Origin of the sequence: Algoriphagus sp. oki45, assembly GCF_036245605.1 — a bacterium.
In the GTDB taxonomy this organism is placed as follows: domain Bacteria; phylum Bacteroidota; class Bacteroidia; order Cytophagales; family Cyclobacteriaceae; genus Algoriphagus.
The window spans coordinates 1208831-1226598 of sequence record NZ_BTPC01000001.1 but is presented as its reverse complement, the minus strand read 5'-3'; the positions used below and the strand labels follow the sequence as shown (position 1 = coordinate 1226598).

The window sequence follows — 17768 nt, the reverse complement described above, 5'->3', positions numbered from 1 at the left end:
CTGTGGATGTGGAGACCCAATTATCATTCCCGAAAATCCATGCATTGCAGGTTTTGGGAAATCTGATTTCAAATGCGATAAAGTTTACACCCAAGGATGGAAAAGTAACAGTGGATATGGACTTGCAGAAAGAAGAGGAGGAATTGGTCCTTCAAGCTGTAGTCACAGATACCGGACTGGGTATGTCTCCTGATAAGATTCTCGTAATAGAACAAATGCGAACAAAAAGCGAATTGGGTTCGCAGGGAGAGGAAGGGTTTGGTTTAGGTCTGATGCTAGTCCAGTCTTTGTTAGAGCAGCAGGAAGGAAAAATGTCCATTACCAGCAAACCAGGAATTGGTACCTCAATCAAAGTTTACTTTAAGGTGTTATAAGTGATTTGTTTTTAATCGAATTCTCCACAGGGTGTGCGTACATGGACAAAAAACTTTTAACCATAAACTCGTTTTCCAGCTTTACTTTTTCCTTTAATCTCTTTTCGAAGTCTTCTTTCTCTTTTGGAGTATACTCGTTTTGATAGATGTCGGTCTGATTCAAAAGATCATGAGCGATGTAGTTGCTGGGCCAGAGTTTATACCCTTTCCAGATCTTTTCATCGATCAATCCTGCCAGATGCATCAGTTTGTCATTTTGAGAAATGCCCATGGCTGCAATCTCCTTGATTTCTTCATTGAGTTCTCCATTGACCGATATGTGAATTCTTTTTTTTGTTCCGATCAATCCTCTCAGCAGATTGACAAAGTCCTCATTTTCACTTTTAATGTACTTTTCCTGCCTTGATTTAGCCAAGAGCTCGGGCATTTTCAGGACATCTGTAGGATCATATTCGTAAGAGATAGAAACGGGTACCAAACGAATTTTTTGGAAATAGGAAAAAGAGTCGGAGCTTTCCTCAGCCAAGGTTAGCATTTTGAGTACACTTTTCTGGGTAATATCGTTGCCGTCTTTGGTTCTACCTTCCCTTTGGGCTGTCCAAACTGACCTATTTTCAGTCAATAGAGATTTCTTGATGAACTCAGAGACCAAGACTGAACTTTCAAAAAGAGCTTTTCCGCTCAAGCCACGTTGGATTGCGAAATTCCGATTTAAGCGTGAGAGGGTATGTAAGAAAGGTTTTTTGATCAGATTGTCTCCGATAGCCGAAGTGGTCATGACCAGTCCGTTTTCATATAGACATGCGTTGAGCAGGGAGGTGTCTAAAATGATGTCTCGGTGATTGGAAATAAACAAATAAGAGGTATTGGGGCTGAGATTTTCAAAACCTGAGGTACTTAGTCCATCTGAACTTTTTTCCAGGACCTTCATCAAGGCTGGGTAAATGAACTTGATCTGGAAGTCCCTCAGCGAATAGGTCTGAAGCATCATGCTTTTCCAATAGGAGGTAGGCTGATCTGGAAAAGCAAAATTCATGATAGCCTCCAGCATGGGATCATCGATGATCTCTCGGATGGCTTTATTGACTTCTGCATCGTAAAAAGGCCTTATTGGATCGAACTTTGACATAGGTGGGGTGAAAATCGATCTGCAAAAAGCAGAATTTTGGGCAATTCTCGAAATGTATTTAGTTAAAAGGTAAGCCTAAAGAGAAGGGCTTCATGATTGTATTTATTGAATATCTTGAGGATTTTTTGAAAAGATTTGAGATTTTGATTCCAAACCTGACCTAAATCAGGAATCAAACTTGGGTGGTTTTGTATCTTCTCGCACGAAACGTAGGAAATATGAGAAATCTCCAGGCAGTAGCCTATGTCCTGATCATCGTTGTATTCGGAGCTTTATTGTTGAAAGAGGGTTCATTTATTCTCGTTCCTTTGGTTTGGGGTGTTTTTTTTGCTTTTTCACTCAATCCCTTGGCAGTATGGTTTGAGAAAAAGTCCATTCCCAGAGGGATGGCAATTCTTTTGGCGATTTTGCTGATCAGCGCTGTGGTGCTGGGTGTTTTTTACCTTTTGCTCAATCAAATGATCGGACTAATTCGTGAAATCCCCGAGATAGGGGAGAATCTTCAGCTAAAAATAGAGCGATACTCGGATGAAATTTCATTGATTCTGGGAGAGGGATTTAATGATCCTGACCATAAATCCGAGTTTTGGTCGATCCTTAAGCCTGAAAACTTCAATCAAACGCTGTTTACAACCGGTAAGTCGTTGACACTTGCAGGTATTATTCCTCTCTATATTTTCCTGCTATTGTACTACAAGGATTTTTTTGCTGAGTTTTTGGTGAGGATTTCCAAGGATAGAAAAGAGGAAGTGATGGCATGGATACGGGATTCCGGTATAGTCATCCAATCCTATCTTATCGGGATGATCCGGGTTACATTTATTGTGGCATTTCTTTCCGGAATATTCTTCTATTTGATCGGTGTCCAATACTTTTTACTGTTCGCTGCATTCATTGCAATCATGAATCTTATTCCCTATGTGGGAGTGGTGGTTTCTTCCTTTTTTGCGATTCTGTATGTGTTTTTAAACAGTGATACGCTTTTTTATCCCCTGATTACCTTTTTTGTGCTTTGGGGAATTCAGCTATTTGAAAACAATATAATCACCCCTCTGGTGGTCGGGGCAAAGGTTCAAGTAAATGCACTGGCGGTGATTTTGGCTATTCTTTTAGGTGGGTGGCTTTGGGGAGTATCCGGAATGGTTTTGTTTATTCCCTTGGTAGGGGTTTTGAAAATTACCTTAAGCCGAAGTGAGAATCTTCGACCGTTTGCCTATCTACTTGGGGATGAGATTCCAGTCACAGAAGAAAGCGAGAACTTTGTGAAAATTCTTTCAAGGAAGCTCAGACGTCAAAAGTGAAATTAAAATTGGACGTAAAATCAAGTAACTGATAAAAATCGGATTTGGGCATAAAAAAACCTCCCAGAGTTCCTGAGAGGTGTTACGTGCGCATGAGAAGATTCGAACTTCCACACCCGAAGGCGCTGCCGCCTGAAGACAGTGCGTCTACCAATTTCGCCACATGCGCAAGTGTAAATAAAACTAAGTCGGGGTGGCAGGATTCGAACCTACGACCTCCACATCCCAAATGTGGCGCGATACCGGGCTACGCTACACCCCGAACTTTAATAAATCTTTTGGATTAAGGCCATATGCCTCAGGCGGTAATTTTTTCGGAATCGTTTTGGAATCCAAATTCATTGCAGAGAGTGGGGGATTCGAACCCCCGGTACGGTTTGACCCGTACGACAGTTTAGCAAACTGCTGGTTTAAGCCACTCACCCAACTCTCTTTCCCATTGGCCTTTCGCCAAAGTGATGCAAATATAAGCCAATTGAGAAGATTTAAACAAGAGCTCTAAAAAATTGGAGATATCTTTACCCATGGCAAGTTTAAAGCCTTGAAAATCAAGAGAAATTTTTTTGAAAAAATTAAAATACCCAGTAGTGGGTATTTTTTTATCCGCTATCTGTTCTACTTTTATTGCATAAACCAGTTTTATTATGATTATTCAAACTTTGAGTGCCAAATTTTTAATTGAATCTTCATCAGATTGTGATGGATGTCTTATGGTTTACTCTGACAATGCCGAGCAGCTTCAACGTCTCTTCGGCTCATCCGTGCACCATTCTCTGACTTTCAGTGATATGCCCTTTTTGACTAAAACCTGCAAGCAGGATTTTGCCCACACTTTGATCCTCTTGGTTAAGGAAGTAGACTATTCCAATTTTCCTCTGACACCAGATAATCTTCAGGCAGTCACACACCTCTCGTAAATTTTCGATTTTCTCAAAAAATTATTTTTCCGCGTTTTTATCCCTTGTTTTTGATCAAAAACATTTTTCATCTACAAAACGACTTTTTTTCGATTGTAAAATATAATTTTGATTTGAGGCAAAAAATGATATAATATTTTTAGAATAATTGCTTTTTATTATTAAAATTTTTTTAGCCATATTTCGTCCGTCACCCTGATTTATTGCCTTGATTTGTACTGAGAACATAGAAAATCTCATTCCTGAATCCCTTATGAATTCCGGACATTTCTTTTTCGTCATTATGGACGTAGAGGGAAAAGTCTTGAAATCGAATGGGCTTTATGAAAAAATAGCTCCAAATTCTACAAATAAGGAGTTTTGGAATTTTTTGTCCTTAGACACAGCCGAAGAATTTTGCTATTCTCTGGAGCTAATGCTAGGGGCTCCAAAAATCCGACGTCACCTAATGCTTGAACATCCCCATGGAAATCAAAACTCCTTTTCCCAAATCTGGTGGGAATTTTCAGTTGTGACGACTCCGGAAGGTGATATTTCATCAGTTATTGGGATTGGAGTTGGTCTTCAGCTTTTGGAAGATGAAATGCCTTGGGACAATTTGGTGGATGTTTTGGGATTCGGGAAAGTAGTTTTGGATAGTAGGCTTAGAATTACATCTTGGGATGCTAGAGTAGAAACTTGGTTTTGCAAGGCTGGAATGAACTGGAGGAATAAAGATATTTTGCAAACTATGGAATTTGGAGATGATCCAAATTTGTTCTGTAGCCTTCAAAAATTGCTTGAAGGAGAAAACCCAGTCTTCTTTACCTTTATTGGGAACCAGAAAGAATTTGCAGGATTACTATCCAAATCAGGTTCGGAGTTTCACTTTTTCATGGGACCAAAAGAAAAGAAACCTGTTGAGGGTTTTTCTAAACGTGTCTTTTCAGAAAAGGAAATTAATTTGATTCCAGGAGCAGTCTTTATTTTAGATAAGGATTCCTCATTGATCCAACAAAATCGCTCTGCTTCGGAATTGTCTGAGCTCCTTTTTGGCAATTCTTGGATTGAAGAAGGAGATTTTGGATGGCTGGGCAGTTCAAGTGATGGATTAAAGCTCAAGCGTGCGATCAAAGAATCTTTAGCGGGAAAACCTTCTTTATTTGAAATAAGGAGATTTTCATCCAAGAACGAAGCGTTGTTTTGGGATGTGACGGTCAACCCGGTTTTTGAAACTGATGGGGAGATTCAAGGGGTATTTATTCACATTTGGAATAATTCCACCTTCCAAAATCAGGTTTTGAGACTTAATCAGGAAAATGAAAAATTAAGAAAACTTGCTTTGCAGCCCTCTCACATACTTCGAGGGCCTCTATCGAGCATGCTTGGAATATTGGATTTAATTGATTTTCAGTCCCTCAATGAGGAGAATAAGAAATTGATTAGCTATTTAAAGCCATTGGCTGAGGATTTGGACCAAAAAATCAGGGAGCACGCAAAAAAGACCAGTAATCTTTAAATTTTGGTGGGCTTAATTTTTTAAAATCTTAATTCCTAAAGCTTCGATTCCTTTCACGTCTTCTTTTCTCATGTATTGGACAAGTTTCACCCGAACAGTTTCTTCGGGAAACGAAAGTGGAAGCGTGTCATATTTAGTGTAGGTATTCCCAAAGCCTCTCCCCAAAGGTTTGCCGCTTTTGCTGTCAAAAAGAGGGATATTGATCAGTTTGTTTGTTAGAATGCTCATGGAGGAGTCCTCCATGAGAAGACGAACATAAAGATTAGAGAATGGATAGGAATCAGAATATCTGACTGCAATCAAATCAGTTCTTTTCTCGGTACCTAGTGAGCCAATCTCATAGGAAAGCGTATCGGTGACTTGCCAAGAACTTCCTTCAATAGATTGAAATTCTTCATATAGGCGATCTCCTCCACAAGAGGAAAGCAGAATAGTCAAGGAAATCAAACCTGACCACAAATACTTATTCATTACTACCTTTATTTGGATTTTGGTTTCTCCTTGGGGGAAATTTCCTTTTTTTCTGCTCCTGAGGATTCTCCCCTTGAGCGGAAGGAGTGTTTTTTGGTTCTGCCCCCTGCTGGTTGAAGTTATTAGGCTTTTGATTGGGATTGGGCCTGCTTCTGGGCTTCTTTTTCCTACGGTTTTCCCTGTTAGGCTGTGGATTTGAAGATGGGTTTTTCTCCTGAAAATCTGCCCTAGGGCGTCTTGAAATATCAGAAGGATTCGATTCTTCATTAGGACGATTGGATTTGGATCCTTGTCCCTGTTGAGAAACGGGTTTTTGTTCTGCTTCTGAAGGTCGGGTGTCCTTGCTCCGTTTCTTTTTCTTCTTTTTCTTTTTTGCGAATTTTTTGTCCAACAATTCCAATTCCCGAGTAGACTGGGCAGCAAGGTCTTCCAATTCATCTGCCTTGTCTACTTGCAGGTTGAATACCTTCAACCCCTTTTCGTTGATTGCCTGAATCTCCTTAACCCGTTCACAGGTGATGCTGTGCCAATCGTTGTCATTATTGTAGCTAAACCACATCAATTTTCTGAAGATGTCTGTTTTTTGGAGTTTGGCAGGGCCCTGTTCAGTCTGTAGAGGACGATCAATGGATGGAATATCTTTGATCGCATCCATGTAGGTGTCCAGCTCATAGTTGAGGCAGCATTTCAATCTTCCGCATTGTCCGCTTAGCTTGCTTGGGTTTAAGGACAGGTTTTGATATCGGGCAGCGGAAGTAGTGACATTTTTGAAATCGACCAGCCAGGTGGAACAGCAAAGTTCCCGTCCGCAGACACCGATTCCTCCAAGTCTCCCGGCCTCTTGTCTGAGACTGATTTGTCTCATTTCTACACGGATCTTAAACTCTCCGGCCAATACTTTGATCAATTCTCTGAAATCCACCCGGTCTTCTGCGGAATAGTAAAAAGTAGCCTTTGAATTGTCGGCTTGGTACTCCACATCAGACATTTTCATTTGCAAACCAAGCTCATCTACGATTTGCTTGCATCGATAGAGTGTGGGAATTTCCCGGTTTTTGGCTTCTTCCCATTTTTCGATGTCTTTTTCATTGGCCAACCGGTAAATCCTTGTGATGTTGTCATCATTTCGAATTTTCCTTTTTTGCATCTGTAGGCGGACCAATTCTCCCTGAAGGGATACATAGCCAATATGATGACCGCTTGGCACATCCACTACAACCGGGTCACCGGTATTGAGAGAGAGGTAATCTACGTTTCGGAAGTATTCCTTTCTTCCTCCTTTGAATTTCACCTCAACAATATCAAAATTATCGACCTGGGGTATTCCCAGATGGGAAAGCCAGTCGAAAGAATTCATTTTATTACAATCGCTTGTGCCGCAGGTGCCATTGTTTTGGCATCCTCCAGTCCCTCCTGATGAGGTAGAGCAAGTACTGCATCCAGACATAATTTATATTCAGGGCTTTTGCCTCGTTTAGTTTTGGGTTTATTTTATCAATTTCAAAATATCCTGACCGATGTCTTTTCTGAAGTAGACTTGGTTCCAGGAAATGGATTGGGTGGTGGAGTAGGCATTATTTAAAGCCTCTTCCAAGGTATTGCCTTTTCCCGTCACAGCAAGGACACGGCCACCTTGATTGGTAAGCTTTCCTTCCGAATTCCTTGCTGTACCTGCATGGAAAATAATCCCTTTTGTCTCTCCCTCTGGAATAGAAATGGGGAATCCTTTTGAATATGAACCGGGGTAACCTCCGGAGACCATGACCACTGTGGTGGAATAATCCGGAGAAATTTCCAATTGGTATTGATCAAGATTTCCTTGGCCCATTGCATGGAGCATTTCAAGGAAATCGCTCTCGATTCTGGGAAGAACAGCTTCGGTTTCGGGGTCTCCCATTCTCACGTTGTATTCAATCACATAAGGATCTCCGTTTTTATTCATCAAACCGATGAAAAGAAAGCCTTTGTAATCGATATTTTCCTTGGCTAATCCGTCGATGGTCGGTTTTACGATGCGCTCTTCTACTTTTTTCATGAAGGCTTCGTCCGCAAAAATCACAGGACTCACTGCACCCATTCCTCCGGTATTCAATCCAGTATCCCCCTCACCGATTCTTTTGTAATCCTTGGCTTCCGGCAGAATTTTATAGCTTTTGCCATCGGTGGCAACAAATACGGATAGTTCTATTCCTGTCAGAAATTCTTCAACGACCACTTTGGAAGAGGCCTCACCAAACTTCGCCTCCAAAAGCATTTCCTTCAGGGAAGATTTGGCTTCTTCCAGAGTCTGACAGATCAACACCCCTTTTCCAGCTGCCAATCCATCGGCTTTGAGTACAATAGGAAGAGATTGATTTTCCAGATAGGCAAGACCGCTTTCGATTTGGTCTGGGGTGAAAGTTTCATAGGCGGCCGTGGGGACACCGTTTCTGAGCATGAATCGCTTGGAGAAGTCTTTACTGCCCTCCAATGTCGCTCCCAAGCTGCAGGGACCGACCACTGGAAGCTTAGACGTATCGGGCTGTGATCGAAGATAGTCCACCAATCCTTTGACCAAAGGCTCTTCCGGGCCTACGACAACAAGGTCTATCTTTTCATTTAATATGAATTGGTGCAAGGCTGGGAAGTCTGTGGCAGAAATAGCTACATTTTCAGCAATCTCTGCTGTACCTGCATTGCCTGGTGCCACAAAAAGTCTGGAGCATTGGGGACTTTGTGCCATTTTCCAAGCGAAGGCATGCTCTCGTCCTCCGCTACCCAATAAGAGTATATTCATTTAATCGTTTCGGTTATTTAATTTGCATGCTGGGAAATAAACTTGATCCGATAGACTCTCAACTCGTCTTCAGCGAAGTCTTCGTCACTCAGTTCTTCCAGTGCCGTTTTGATGTGATCGGTTTCTGCATTCATAAAGTAGTCATGGAGAATCTCCTCTCGCTCCTCATCCATGATGTGGTGAATGTAGTAATCGATGTTGAGTTTGGTACCGCTGTAGATAATCTGCTCCACTTCTTGGAGTAGTTCATCCATGGAAATATTGAGATTTTCGGCAATCTCATCCAGGTCGATTTTGCGGTCAATCTGCTGGATAATGGAGATTTTTACTTTGGATCTATTGCCGGATGTTTTTACTACGACATCAGATGCGGTTTCGATCTCGTTTTCCTCTACATAGTTTGCAATTACTTTGAGGAAAGATGCTCCAAATTTTGCCACTTTTCCCATGCCCACTCCATTGATCTGGGCGAGTTCCTCACGTGTGGTGGGGTAGACAGTTGCCATTTCTTCCAAAGAGGGGTCCTGAAAGATGACGTATGGAGGAAGCCCTTTTGCCCGGGCTACTTTTTTTCGCTCTGCTTTGAGCAATTCGAAAAGCTTTTCATCGTACGCCGGACCCGTAGATACGGTGACTTCCTGAGTTTCTTCCTCAGTTAGCTTTTCAAAATCATGATCCTTGTAGAGGTCCACCGAAAACGGAGAATCCATGTATTCCTGACCCTTTTGGGTTAATTTGAGGACACCATAGTTTTCAATATCTTTTTCCAAGAAAGCCAAAATCATGGCCTGTCTGATAATGGATATCCAATGTTTTTCCTCTTCTTCCTTGCCCTGACCAAAAACAGGCAGGAGGTCATGCTTATAGCTGGACACATATTCGTCCATTTCTCCACGAATGACTTTAACCAAATGGGTAAGGTTAAATCGCTCCTTGGTCTGCTGCACTGCTTGAAGGGCTTTAAGCAAAAACTCCATTCCCTCGAAGGTTTCTCTTTCTCTTTTGCAGTTGTCACAGAATCCGCAATCTTCCTCCATCATTTCCCCGAAATAATTGAGAATAAATTTTCTTCTGCAGACGCCTGTCTCTGCATAAGCAGCCATCTCCTGAAGGAGCAATTTGGCGTTTTCCCGTTCGGTTACTGCTTTGTCTTTATTGAATTTGTCCAGCTTGATGATGTCCTCAAAGCGGTAAAACATCAGACAGTGTCCTTCAAGCCCGTCACGACCTGCTCTTCCAGTCTCCTGATAATAGCCTTCGAGAGATTTTGGAACATCGTAGTGGATCACGTATCGGACGTCAGGCTTATCAATCCCCATCCCAAAAGCGATGGTGGCTACGATGACATCGAGTTCTTCGTTTAGGAAATCATCCTGAGTTTTGATCCGGACAGCTGAGTCAAGCCCCGCATGGTAAGGTGCAGCATTGACTTGGTTGACTTTCAGTAGCTCAGCAATTTCCTCTACTTTTTTTCTACTGAGGCAATAAATGATTCCGGATTTCCCCTTGTGCTGCTTGATGAATTTGATCAGCGCCTTTTTGCTTTCATTCTTCACTTTGGGGCGAACCTCATAGAAGAGATTGGTCCGATTGAAGGAAGACTTGAATACATCCGCCTCTTCCATCTGAAGATTCCTCTGAATATCCTGCTGTACCTTTGGAGTGGCTGTGGCAGTGAGTGCGATAATCGGAAGATTGGGAGCAATCTGCGCTACGATCGATTTGATCTTTCGGTATTCCGGTCTGAAATCATGGCCCCATTCAGAAATACAATGAGCCTCATCAATGGCTACAAAGCTCAGCTTTGCTGACTTCAGAAAGGCAATATTTTCTTCTTTGGTCAGGGATTCTGGAGCCACATAGAGCAGCTTGGTTTTCCCTTTCAATACCTCGTTTTTGACTTTAGTCGCCTCAGCTTTGGTCAGCGTGGAGTTGAGAAAGTGGGCATTTACCCCTACTGCATTCAATTGATCCACCTGATTTTTCATCAAGGCAATCAAAGGAGAAATCACGATGGCCGTACCCTCATTGACCACTGCAGGAAGCTGGTAGCAAAGGGACTTTCCTGCCCCGGTAGGCATTATGACAAAGGTGTTTCTCCGATTCAGGAGATTGTCCACAATGGGCTCTTGATTCCCACGAAACTGACTGAATCCGAAGATTTTCTTAAGGTCTGCTTTGACTTTTTCCTCCACTTGAAGAAAGGGCTAGTAAGGTTATAATCCCAGTAAACAGGATTGATTGATTAGTTTTTTACCTTTGTACAAAATTAATGATAAACGCAGGTAAAATTGAATTTAGCTAAAAATATTAGAAATACTGCCTCCCGGGTTTTGCAAAATGAGGCAAATGCGATTTTGGGTGTAGTAGATTTTTTGAATGGTGATTTTGAAGCATGCGTGGAGCGGATTTTAGCCACAAAAGGACGCGTAGTGGTGACCGGTGTAGGTAAAAGTGCCATCATTGCCAATAAAATTGTGGCTACGCTAAACTCAACCGGCACACCTGCCCTTTTTATGCATGCTGCCGATGCCATCCATGGTGATTTGGGGATGGTGCAGCAGGATGACGTGGTCATTTGTATCTCCAAATCCGGAAATACACCAGAAATAAAAGTACTTGTTCCCTTACTCAAGAAATTGGGTTCTGTTCTGGTTGCTTTGGTCTCCAATATAGATTCTTATCTGGCAGATCAGGCGGATTTTGTACTTAATGCCACCATAGGAGAGGAGGCTTGTCCGCACAACCTGGCTCCGACTACGAGTACTACTGTTCATTTAGCCTTAGGCGATGCCTTGGCTGTATGCTTATTGGAAGCCAGAGGGTTTACCTCAGATGATTTTGCCAAATATCATCCCGGAGGATCTTTGGGCAAGCAGCTTTACCTCAAAGTGAGCGATCTTTTGTCCAAAGCCCAAATACCCGTTGTATCTGAAGATGCCGGACTTGCCAAAGTGATTGTCGAAATATCCGGTAAACGTTTAGGCGCCACTGCCGTATTGGATATTGCGGGAAATCTCAAAGGCATAATCACTGACGGAGATTTGAGGAGAATGCTTCAGAAAAGTCTGGACATTGCCAATCTTAAAGCCCGGGATATCATGACCGTCAACCCAAAAACCATTGATGCGGATGAGTTTGCCATTCGAGCGCTTAATTTGATGCGTAATCACAATATCACGCAATTGGTTGCTTTGGATCAGGGTAAAATCGCAGGATTTATCCATATTCATGATCTTATGAAAGAAGGAATTGTTTAATCCAAGCATGAAGCAAAAGCCCTATATCGTAATCATGGCCGGGGGAATCGGGACCCGATTTTGGCCTTACAGTAGAAAAAGCAAACCCAAGCAGTTTTTGGATATCCTCGGCACGGGTAGGACGCTTTTGCAAATGACCTATGATCGCTTCCGCGAAGTAGCGGATCCAGAGCGATTTCTGATTGTGACACACAAAAACTACTTCAATTTAGTCCTTGACCAACTTCCTGAATTGAAATCGGATCAAATCCTGTGTGAACCTCTTCAGAAAAACACGGCGAATTGCATCGCCTATTCTGCCTATAAAATCCATGCCTTGGATCCTGAGGCTACTTTGATTGTGACTCCTGCAGATCACTTGATTCTTCGAGAAAACAGATTTCTGGAATCCATCAAAAAAGCCCTTGATGCCGCACAGGAAGAGGGGCATTTAATTACGATCGGCATAAAGCCCAATCGGCCTGAAACGGGGTATGGCTACATTCAATACCATGAGGATATTCAGCAAGGCCCAGCTCAGAAGGTGAAAACTTTCACCGAGAAGCCTAATTCCAAGCTTGCCAAAGCCTTTTTTGAAAGTGGGGATTTTGTCTGGAACTCAGGGATGTTTGTCTGGAAGGTGAAAAGTCTCATTGATGCCTTCAAAGTTCATATGCCTGATGTGGCTGAGGTTTTTGAAGAAGGGATGGATCACTTTGGTAAAGCTTCGGAAGAGGAATTTTTGAATCGTGCATACACTCTGGTAAAAAACATCTCTATTGACTATGGAATCCTCGAAAAATCAAATCAGGTCTATGTGGTCTTGGGGGATTTTGGCTGGTCTGATTTGGGCTCCTGGAGAAGTCTCCATGAGATCCGGGAGAAAGATGAACACGACAATGTCGTGGAAGCCAATGGAATGCTCTTTGACACCCATCATTCCTATATCAAATCCGATTCGGAAAAATTGGTGGTTGTCCAAGGCTTGGAAAACTACCTCATCAATGATACGGAGAACGTGCTTTTGATCTGCAAACTTGATTCTGAGAAAAAGTTCAGGGAGTTTGTCAGTAATGCCCGCAAAAGGGGAGAGGATTTCGTCTGATTATTTTGGGCTATAAGTAGATTACTGACCTAATACTGAGGTTCCAATATCAAGTTATCTTCCAGGATTGATTCTAGTTTCAAGACGGTGCCCCGCTTATTAGGTGAGCTGAAAATTTGTAAATCTCCTTTTAGAATTTTCGCTCTGGAATTCATGTTTCTCCACCCGTTGCCTTTTCCTTTTTTGAGTTGATTCAGGTCAAATCCTGATCCGTTATCCCTGATTTGGAACAGTAGCCTGTCCCAGTCTTTTTCCAACACCACCTCGATTTGGTCTGCATCAGAATATTTGATGATATTATTGATCCACTCCTGAGCCAATCGGTAGAGAGAAACCTCTTGAATATCGCCCAATCTTTCGCTTAAGCCGGCTGTTTTGACTTGAATGCTGACTTTTCCTGTATCATTGATTTTCTGGGCAAATTCACGGATTCCTGCTTCTATCCCAAATCGAATCAGGGTGTCCGGCATTAGATTGAAACATATCGCCTTCAACTCATCATACATTCCCTCTAAGATTTGAGTCGAGGACTGGAAAATATTGTTTTCGTCCAATATTCTCGCTTCCAACGACTTGATATTGAGCAGGAGCACGGTGATCATCTGTCCGAGCCCATCGTGAAGATCCTGCGCAAAGCGCTTCCTTTCCTGCTCCTGAGACTGAACTGTGGCCTTCAATTCGGCTTCTTGCAGCTGAATTTCAGCTTCTTTCTTTAAGATCTCCTGCTGCTTTGTCGCTCTGTTGCGGATCAAAATGCCTAAGTAAACGAGCAGCAATACAAAAATTACCAAGGCAAAGATGATCAGGTAATTTCGCTGATTGATCACCTCTTGCTGGGCAAGTTGGGCGTTTTGCAAGGCGATTTGCTGTTCCTTTTTTTCGGTTTCGTATTGGATCAATGTTTCTGCAATAGCTTTTTCTTTTTCCTCCTGAAATAGGCTGTCCCGATACTGATTGGCTAGAACCAACTGATCGTATGCTAGGGCCTTTTTGTCCCAGCTTTCATACAAATCGGCTAAATTTTTCCTGATATCATAGAGCTCATAGGTATTTCCTGTTTCGGAAGAGAGATCCAAAGCCTGCAAGAGGTTTTTTTCTGATTCTCTGAAATTGCCAACCGATTGCCAAAAAGATGCCAAATTCAAGTGACTGTCACTTTGAATGGTGGAGTTATTCAGTTTTTCGGAGAGCCTTACTGCCTGAGTGAGGGCGGTTTTGGCATCTTCGTTTTTCTCCATCCGCTTATACAGATTTCCCAAATTGGTGATCAGTTGCCACTGTACAGTCAGGTTGGGATTGGAATTGGGGAGTAATTCCAGCCCTTGCTTATAGTGGATCAGGGCGGAGTCATACTTCAGGGCATTTTTGTAAACGATCCCGAGATTATTGAAAACCCTTGCCATGCCCAAGGAATCCTGAAGTTCTTTTCGGGTTGCAAGGGTGTTTTTGTAATAGCTGATTGCACGGTCAGAGTCACCGATTTCGTCCAATACGGTTCCGATCGAAAGCTGAATTCTGGACAGGAGGATTAGGTTGTCTTCATTTTTTTCCTTTGAGACTTCAGCTTCCTGAATTCTCAAGGCTTCGAAAAGATATTCAAGGCATACATCGAATTCCCCCAAGCGTTGGTAAGATTGCCCCAGTCGATTTAGAGAGTTAACCTGGTCGGGTATGGAAATGTCTTCCATATTTAATACTTCCTGGAAATAATAAATGGAACTATCATACTGTCCCAAAATAAAATGGCTGCTTCCGATAAGATTGAGCTTATCATATGAATCTTCCCGAATGGAGCTGGCTACCTGGATTACGCTATCATATTTTCGCTGTTGATAGAGTTCTTTCGCTTTTTCTAGGGGTTGTTGGAGAAAAGTGAAAACAATCCAAAATAGGGTAGTCAACATGGTTTAGAGCAGTTATTATCCCCGAAAAATAGCCAAAATTGAAAGCAGAACAAGTTTTACTTGAAATAATACCAGAAGAATAAACCCAGCTGAAAAACAAAAAATATAGACAAATCCTCTCTTTTGATAGGTCTACGTAAAAAGACAGGATTGATTCAGGATTAGGAAGTTGGAAAAATTAGGATTTGCTTTCCAAATGGCTTTGAGCCAATTACTTTTTTCTCTGCCGGATGACTTCATAGATCGCCACTCCAGCCGAAACAGAGACATTGAGGCTTTCTATTTTTCCCGCCATAGGAATCTTTACTTTTTGGTCCACAATTCCCATGATTTCTTGGGAGATACCATCTTCCTCGGATCCCAAGACTAGGGCAACAGGGGAGGACAAGTCGGCTTCATACATGATTTGATCAGTTTTCTCTGTGACCGCGACCAAGGCCAATCCCATTTTCTGAAGATCCCGACAAGCATAAAACAGGTTTTTTACTCTGGCGACTGGCAGGAAATTCAGTGCTCCCGCAGATGTCTTCACTGCATCGGAGTTGATCTGGGCACTTCCTCTCTCTGGAATCACAATCGCATCTACTCCGGCACACTCGGCTGTTCTAGCAATGGCTCCGAAGTTTCTCACGTCAGTGATATGATCCAAAACCAGAATGAAAGGTGCTTTACCTTCAGCATAGCATGAGTCGATGACATGATCCAAGGAAGCATATTCGATGGCAGACATCTGGGCTATGACCCCCTGATGATTTTTGCGGGTGATACGGTTCAGCTTGGCTTCAGGCACACGGACCACAGGAATGCCTGCGCTTTTACAGAGCTGAAGCAATTCCTTGATCAGATCGTTGTTGAGTTCTTTTTGGACAAGCGCCTTATCGATTTCCTTACCTGCATGGATGGCCTCCATGACGGCTCGGGTTCCAAAAATAAAATCCTTGTCGTGGGCTCCTTTGTCTATCAGAAAGCCATCCTTCCGCTTCTCCATTGGGAAATGTTTTTGAACCAAATCGGCTGGTAAGCTCTGGATCGGTTCAAGGTGTAGAAATGTGGGGTCAAAAGAGTTTTTGACCGGACAAAAGTAAACTTAATTTTCGAGGAAGCATCCATGCCGGCGTATGTCCAAACCTCCCTATCTATGGAAAAGTTGACTTCTTGTGGTGGTCCCATGACGATATAAACCATTCCTCGGTCGGTTTTCCAGCCTTCCTTAAAATCGGTAAACAGAATATTTGCAAACTCGACCATTCGGAAGTAATTGCGAATCAGCTCCTTGGCTGTTTCCGGATTTCGGGTAAGCGTGATCCAATATTCATCCAATGCTTTTTTCTTATCTGATGCAAGGAGAAGGGTTTCATGTTCTTTTCGGGTGGAAATATAGGTGACCATCTGGATCATTTCGTCCCAGTCTTTGACTTTCGGGAAGGCATCGTGGGAGGATTTCATAAGAATGCCGGTAGGCGCCAGAGTATCTGTCTGGAAGAAGAAGTAGCCTTCTTCCCTGATTTCTCTCGGAGTGTTGGCAAAAAAATCACCCTGATTGATCACTTCCAGTTCTTTGGGTACATCCGCAGGACGGGTTTCCATGGGAGGAAAAGGTACATCAAATTTGATCGGATAGTAAAAGCTGTGAATGCTTGGGCGTCTCACTGATTTGAACAGAATGGATTCATTCACATTGATGTAATTCTGGTCGAAGGGGACTTCATTGGAAAAGTAAATTCCAAAGTCAGGAATTGACGATACAAATGGACTTTTCAGATCGGTATGGTACACATATTCATCTCCTTGCCGGGTGTCCAAAGCAGATAGCAGCACTACAGCTACCTGAGAGGAGGGGTTGATGGTTACTGTTTTTTCAAAGAACCAATGCCTATCCGTATCTGTCACCAAATCCCCGTCGGTAAGCAGGTTGATTTTTTCAGGAGTGATTTCTTCATCGTAGGAGTTCAAAAGGGAGTAGCTGAAGCTGAAAGCATTGAAATCCGGATTTTCCTCAATCTTTTCGATTACAAACTGAACCTTAAACGTGGTGTCGGAGACTTGGACTGGAAGGATCTTCAGGCCCAATCGGGAATAAAGAGAATACCTCAAGGACTGGTCAAGAGTCGATAGGGTTTTCTGTGCTGTAGCTATAAACGGTGAAAAAATAAATAGGATAAGGATGAATAAGAGGGGTTTTCGATTCATTGGGTACAAGTTCAGGTTTTAAAAATTAGCCTTACTTTTGCCAAAATACTAAATTTTCAAATGGCTACCTACACAACGGAAATAGCATCGGATAAGTTGATAAGCGATAACCCTATTCATCAACGCTTATTGAAAGCCTACCTTGCAGCCAAGCCATGGATCAGTGGGGACTTGCTGGAAATCGGCTGCGGAGAGGGCAGGGGCGTGGATGAATTACTTCCACTGGCCAAAAGCTATTTGGGTCTGGACAAAATCGGAGAAGTGATCACCATGCTGCAGGGCAAATATCCCGGGGTGGACTTCAGGCAGGCAGTGATTCCGCCTTTCAAAGGATTTAAGGACGAAAGCTATGATACTATTGTGAGTTTTCAGGTCATCGAGCACATTGAGGATGACCGGCTTTTTCTTGAAGAAATCTACCGGATGCTGAAACCGGGAGGAAAGGCGATTATTTCTACCCCAAACAATACCCATACGCTTTCGCGAAATCCCTGGCATGTGAGAGAGTATCTACCTCAGGAACTAATCGATTTATCTTCCGGAGTATTTGACCGGGTAGAGGCCAATGGGATAGGGGGAAATCAAAAAGTGTGGGATTATCATGAAGCCAATCGAAAATCCGTTCAAAAAATCATGCGCTTTGACGTATTGGATTTACAGCATCGACTCCCTGCATGGGTATTGAGAATGCCGTATGAGATTCTTAATCGTTTCAATAGAAATAGATTGCATCGGCAGCAAGGGGATTCTGTAGTGAGTATTTCCCACGAGGACTATCCACTTGTAGACAATCCGGAAAAAGGGTTGGACTTGTTTTATATCCTCTGGAAAAAAGAAGAATGATAAAAGCAAAAAGAGTCGGGA

Annotated in this window: 15 protein-coding genes and 3 tRNA genes; 7 read left to right on the top strand and 11 right to left on the bottom strand. The window is 42.6% G+C overall.

Going from position 1 to position 17768, the window contains the following annotated elements:
- Positions 1-8 precede the first annotated feature (8 nt).
- Entirely contained in the window at positions 9-374 is a 366-nt protein-coding gene (locus AAA942_RS05285) for an ATP-binding protein (RefSeq protein ID WP_338219193.1), read from the top strand.
- On the opposite strand, the gene AAA942_RS05280 is transcribed toward AAA942_RS05285, so the two are convergent.
- Complete coding sequence (locus AAA942_RS05280; protein WP_338219192.1) at positions 361-1503, bottom strand: 1-acyl-sn-glycerol-3-phosphate acyltransferase; 1143 nt, start codon at positions 1501-1503, stop codon at positions 361-363. The genes AAA942_RS05285 and AAA942_RS05280 overlap by 14 nt on opposite strands.
- A gap of 218 nt (positions 1504-1721) precedes the next feature.
- Here AAA942_RS05280 and AAA942_RS05275 point away from each other — a divergent pair, with 218 nt between their 5' ends.
- The gene (locus AAA942_RS05275) at positions 1722-2804 is read left to right on the top strand and encodes an AI-2E family transporter (RefSeq protein WP_338219191.1); all 1083 of its coding nucleotides are present in this window, start codon (positions 1722-1724) and stop codon (positions 2802-2804) included.
- 87 nt (positions 2805-2891) lie between these two features.
- Here the strand turns inward: AAA942_RS05275 and AAA942_RS05270 are convergent.
- The 3 genes from AAA942_RS05270 to AAA942_RS05260 form a co-directional block, all read right to left on the bottom strand.
- Positions 2892-2973, bottom strand: a tRNA-Leu gene (locus AAA942_RS05270).
- A 19-nt stretch (positions 2974-2992) separates the two neighbouring features.
- Positions 2993-3066 (bottom strand) — tRNA-Pro (locus AAA942_RS05265).
- 82 nt (positions 3067-3148) lie between these two features.
- Positions 3149-3237: transfer RNA gene (locus tag AAA942_RS05260), tRNA-Ser, on the bottom strand.
- 211 nt (positions 3238-3448) lie between these two features.
- Between AAA942_RS05260 and AAA942_RS05255 the strand changes: the two genes are divergently transcribed.
- On the top strand, positions 3449-3721 hold the full coding sequence (locus AAA942_RS05255) for a hypothetical protein (RefSeq protein WP_338219190.1): 273 nt from the start codon (positions 3449-3451) through the stop codon (positions 3719-3721).
- Between the two features lie 253 nt (positions 3722-3974).
- Positions 3975-5219 carry a PAS domain-containing protein gene (locus AAA942_RS05250; RefSeq protein WP_338219189.1) on the top strand — a complete coding sequence of 415 codons (1245 nt, stop codon included), beginning with the start codon at positions 3975-3977 and terminating at the stop codon, positions 5217-5219.
- A gap of 12 nt (positions 5220-5231) precedes the next feature.
- On the opposite strand, the gene AAA942_RS05245 is transcribed toward AAA942_RS05250, so the two are convergent.
- From AAA942_RS05245 to recQ, 4 genes are all read right to left on the bottom strand, one after another.
- Positions 5232-5690, bottom strand: coding sequence for a gliding motility lipoprotein GldH (locus AAA942_RS05245; protein ID WP_338219188.1), 459 nt, complete (start codon positions 5688-5690; stop codon positions 5232-5234).
- Positions 5683-7047 (bottom strand): regulatory iron-sulfur-containing complex subunit RicT, encoded by a 1365-nt coding sequence (gene ricT, locus AAA942_RS05240; RefSeq protein ID WP_338220023.1) that lies wholly within the window; start codon positions 7045-7047, stop codon positions 5683-5685. The genes AAA942_RS05245 and ricT overlap by 8 nt, the downstream gene beginning before the upstream one ends.
- 129 nt (positions 7048-7176) lie before the next feature.
- Positions 7177-8466 (bottom strand): phosphoribosylamine--glycine ligase, encoded by a 1290-nt coding sequence (purD, locus tag AAA942_RS05235; RefSeq protein WP_338219187.1) that lies wholly within the window; start codon positions 8464-8466, stop codon positions 7177-7179.
- A 17-nt stretch (positions 8467-8483) separates the two neighbouring features.
- Entirely contained in the window at positions 8484-10661 is a 2178-nt protein-coding gene (gene recQ / locus AAA942_RS05230; RefSeq protein ID WP_338219186.1) for a DNA helicase RecQ, read from the bottom strand.
- Positions 10662-10757: 96 nt separating this feature from the next.
- On the opposite strand from recQ, the gene AAA942_RS05225 reads away from it, so the two are divergent.
- Both AAA942_RS05225 and AAA942_RS05220 read left to right on the top strand, forming a co-directional pair.
- Positions 10758-11726: a KpsF/GutQ family sugar-phosphate isomerase gene (locus tag AAA942_RS05225; RefSeq protein ID WP_338219185.1), complete on the top strand. Its 969-nt coding sequence runs from the start codon at positions 10758-10760 to the stop codon at positions 11724-11726.
- A 7-nt stretch (positions 11727-11733) separates the two neighbouring features.
- Positions 11734-12810: a mannose-1-phosphate guanylyltransferase gene (locus tag AAA942_RS05220; protein ID WP_338219184.1), complete on the top strand. Its 1077-nt coding sequence runs from the start codon at positions 11734-11736 to the stop codon at positions 12808-12810.
- Between the two features lie 29 nt (positions 12811-12839).
- Here the strand turns inward: AAA942_RS05220 and AAA942_RS05215 are convergent, their stop codons facing one another.
- The 3 genes from AAA942_RS05215 to AAA942_RS05205 all read right to left on the bottom strand — a co-directional run bounded on the left by AAA942_RS05215 (position 12840) and on the right by AAA942_RS05205 (position 16904).
- Positions 12840-14714: a tetratricopeptide repeat-containing sensor histidine kinase gene (locus tag AAA942_RS05215; RefSeq protein WP_338219183.1), complete on the bottom strand. Its 1875-nt coding sequence runs from the start codon at positions 14712-14714 to the stop codon at positions 12840-12842.
- 211 nt (positions 14715-14925) lie between these two features.
- Positions 14926-15702: a 23S rRNA (guanosine(2251)-2'-O)-methyltransferase RlmB gene (rlmB, locus tag AAA942_RS05210; RefSeq protein WP_338219182.1), complete on the bottom strand. Its 777-nt coding sequence runs from the start codon at positions 15700-15702 to the stop codon at positions 14926-14928.
- Positions 15675-16904, bottom strand: a complete 1230-nt coding sequence (locus AAA942_RS05205; protein ID WP_338219181.1) for a GWxTD domain-containing protein — start codon at positions 16902-16904, stop codon at positions 15675-15677. The genes rlmB and AAA942_RS05205 overlap by 28 nt, the downstream gene beginning before the upstream one ends.
- A gap of 60 nt (positions 16905-16964) precedes the next feature.
- Between AAA942_RS05205 and AAA942_RS05200 the strand changes: the two genes are divergently transcribed.
- Positions 16965-17747: a class I SAM-dependent methyltransferase gene (locus tag AAA942_RS05200; protein ID WP_338219180.1), complete on the top strand. Its 783-nt coding sequence runs from the start codon at positions 16965-16967 to the stop codon at positions 17745-17747.
- Positions 17748-17768 lie beyond the last annotated feature (21 nt).

Coding starts and splice junctions, on each gene's coding strand:
- AAA942_RS05280 (WP_338219192.1), bottom strand. CDS start 1,503: ATGTCAAAGTTCGATCCAATAAGGCCTTTTTACGATGCAGAAGTCAAT.
- AAA942_RS05275 (WP_338219191.1), top strand. CDS start 1,722: ATGAGAAATCTCCAGGCAGTAGCCTATGTCCTGATCATCGTTGTATTC.
- AAA942_RS05255 (WP_338219190.1), top strand. CDS start 3,449: ATGATTATTCAAACTTTGAGTGCCAAATTTTTAATTGAATCTTCATCA.
- AAA942_RS05250 (WP_338219189.1), top strand. CDS start 3,975: ATGAATTCCGGACATTTCTTTTTCGTCATTATGGACGTAGAGGGAAAA.
- AAA942_RS05245 (WP_338219188.1), bottom strand. CDS start 5,690: ATGAATAAGTATTTGTGGTCAGGTTTGATTTCCTTGACTATTCTGCTT.
- ricT (WP_338220023.1), bottom strand. CDS start 7,047: ATGAATTCTTTCGACTGGCTTTCCCATCTGGGAATACCCCAGGTCGAT.
- purD (WP_338219187.1), bottom strand. CDS start 8,466: ATGAATATACTCTTATTGGGTAGCGGAGGACGAGAGCATGCCTTCGCT.
- AAA942_RS05220 (WP_338219184.1), top strand. CDS start 11,734: ATGAAGCAAAAGCCCTATATCGTAATCATGGCCGGGGGAATCGGGACC.
- AAA942_RS05215 (WP_338219183.1), bottom strand. CDS start 14,714: ATGTTGACTACCCTATTTTGGATTGTTTTCACTTTTCTCCAACAACCC.
- rlmB (WP_338219182.1), bottom strand. CDS start 15,702: ATGGAGAAGCGGAAGGATGGCTTTCTGATAGACAAAGGAGCCCACGAC.
- AAA942_RS05205 (WP_338219181.1), bottom strand. CDS start 16,904: ATGAATCGAAAACCCCTCTTATTCATCCTTATCCTATTTATTTTTTCA.
- AAA942_RS05200 (WP_338219180.1), top strand. CDS start 16,965: ATGGCTACCTACACAACGGAAATAGCATCGGATAAGTTGATAAGCGAT.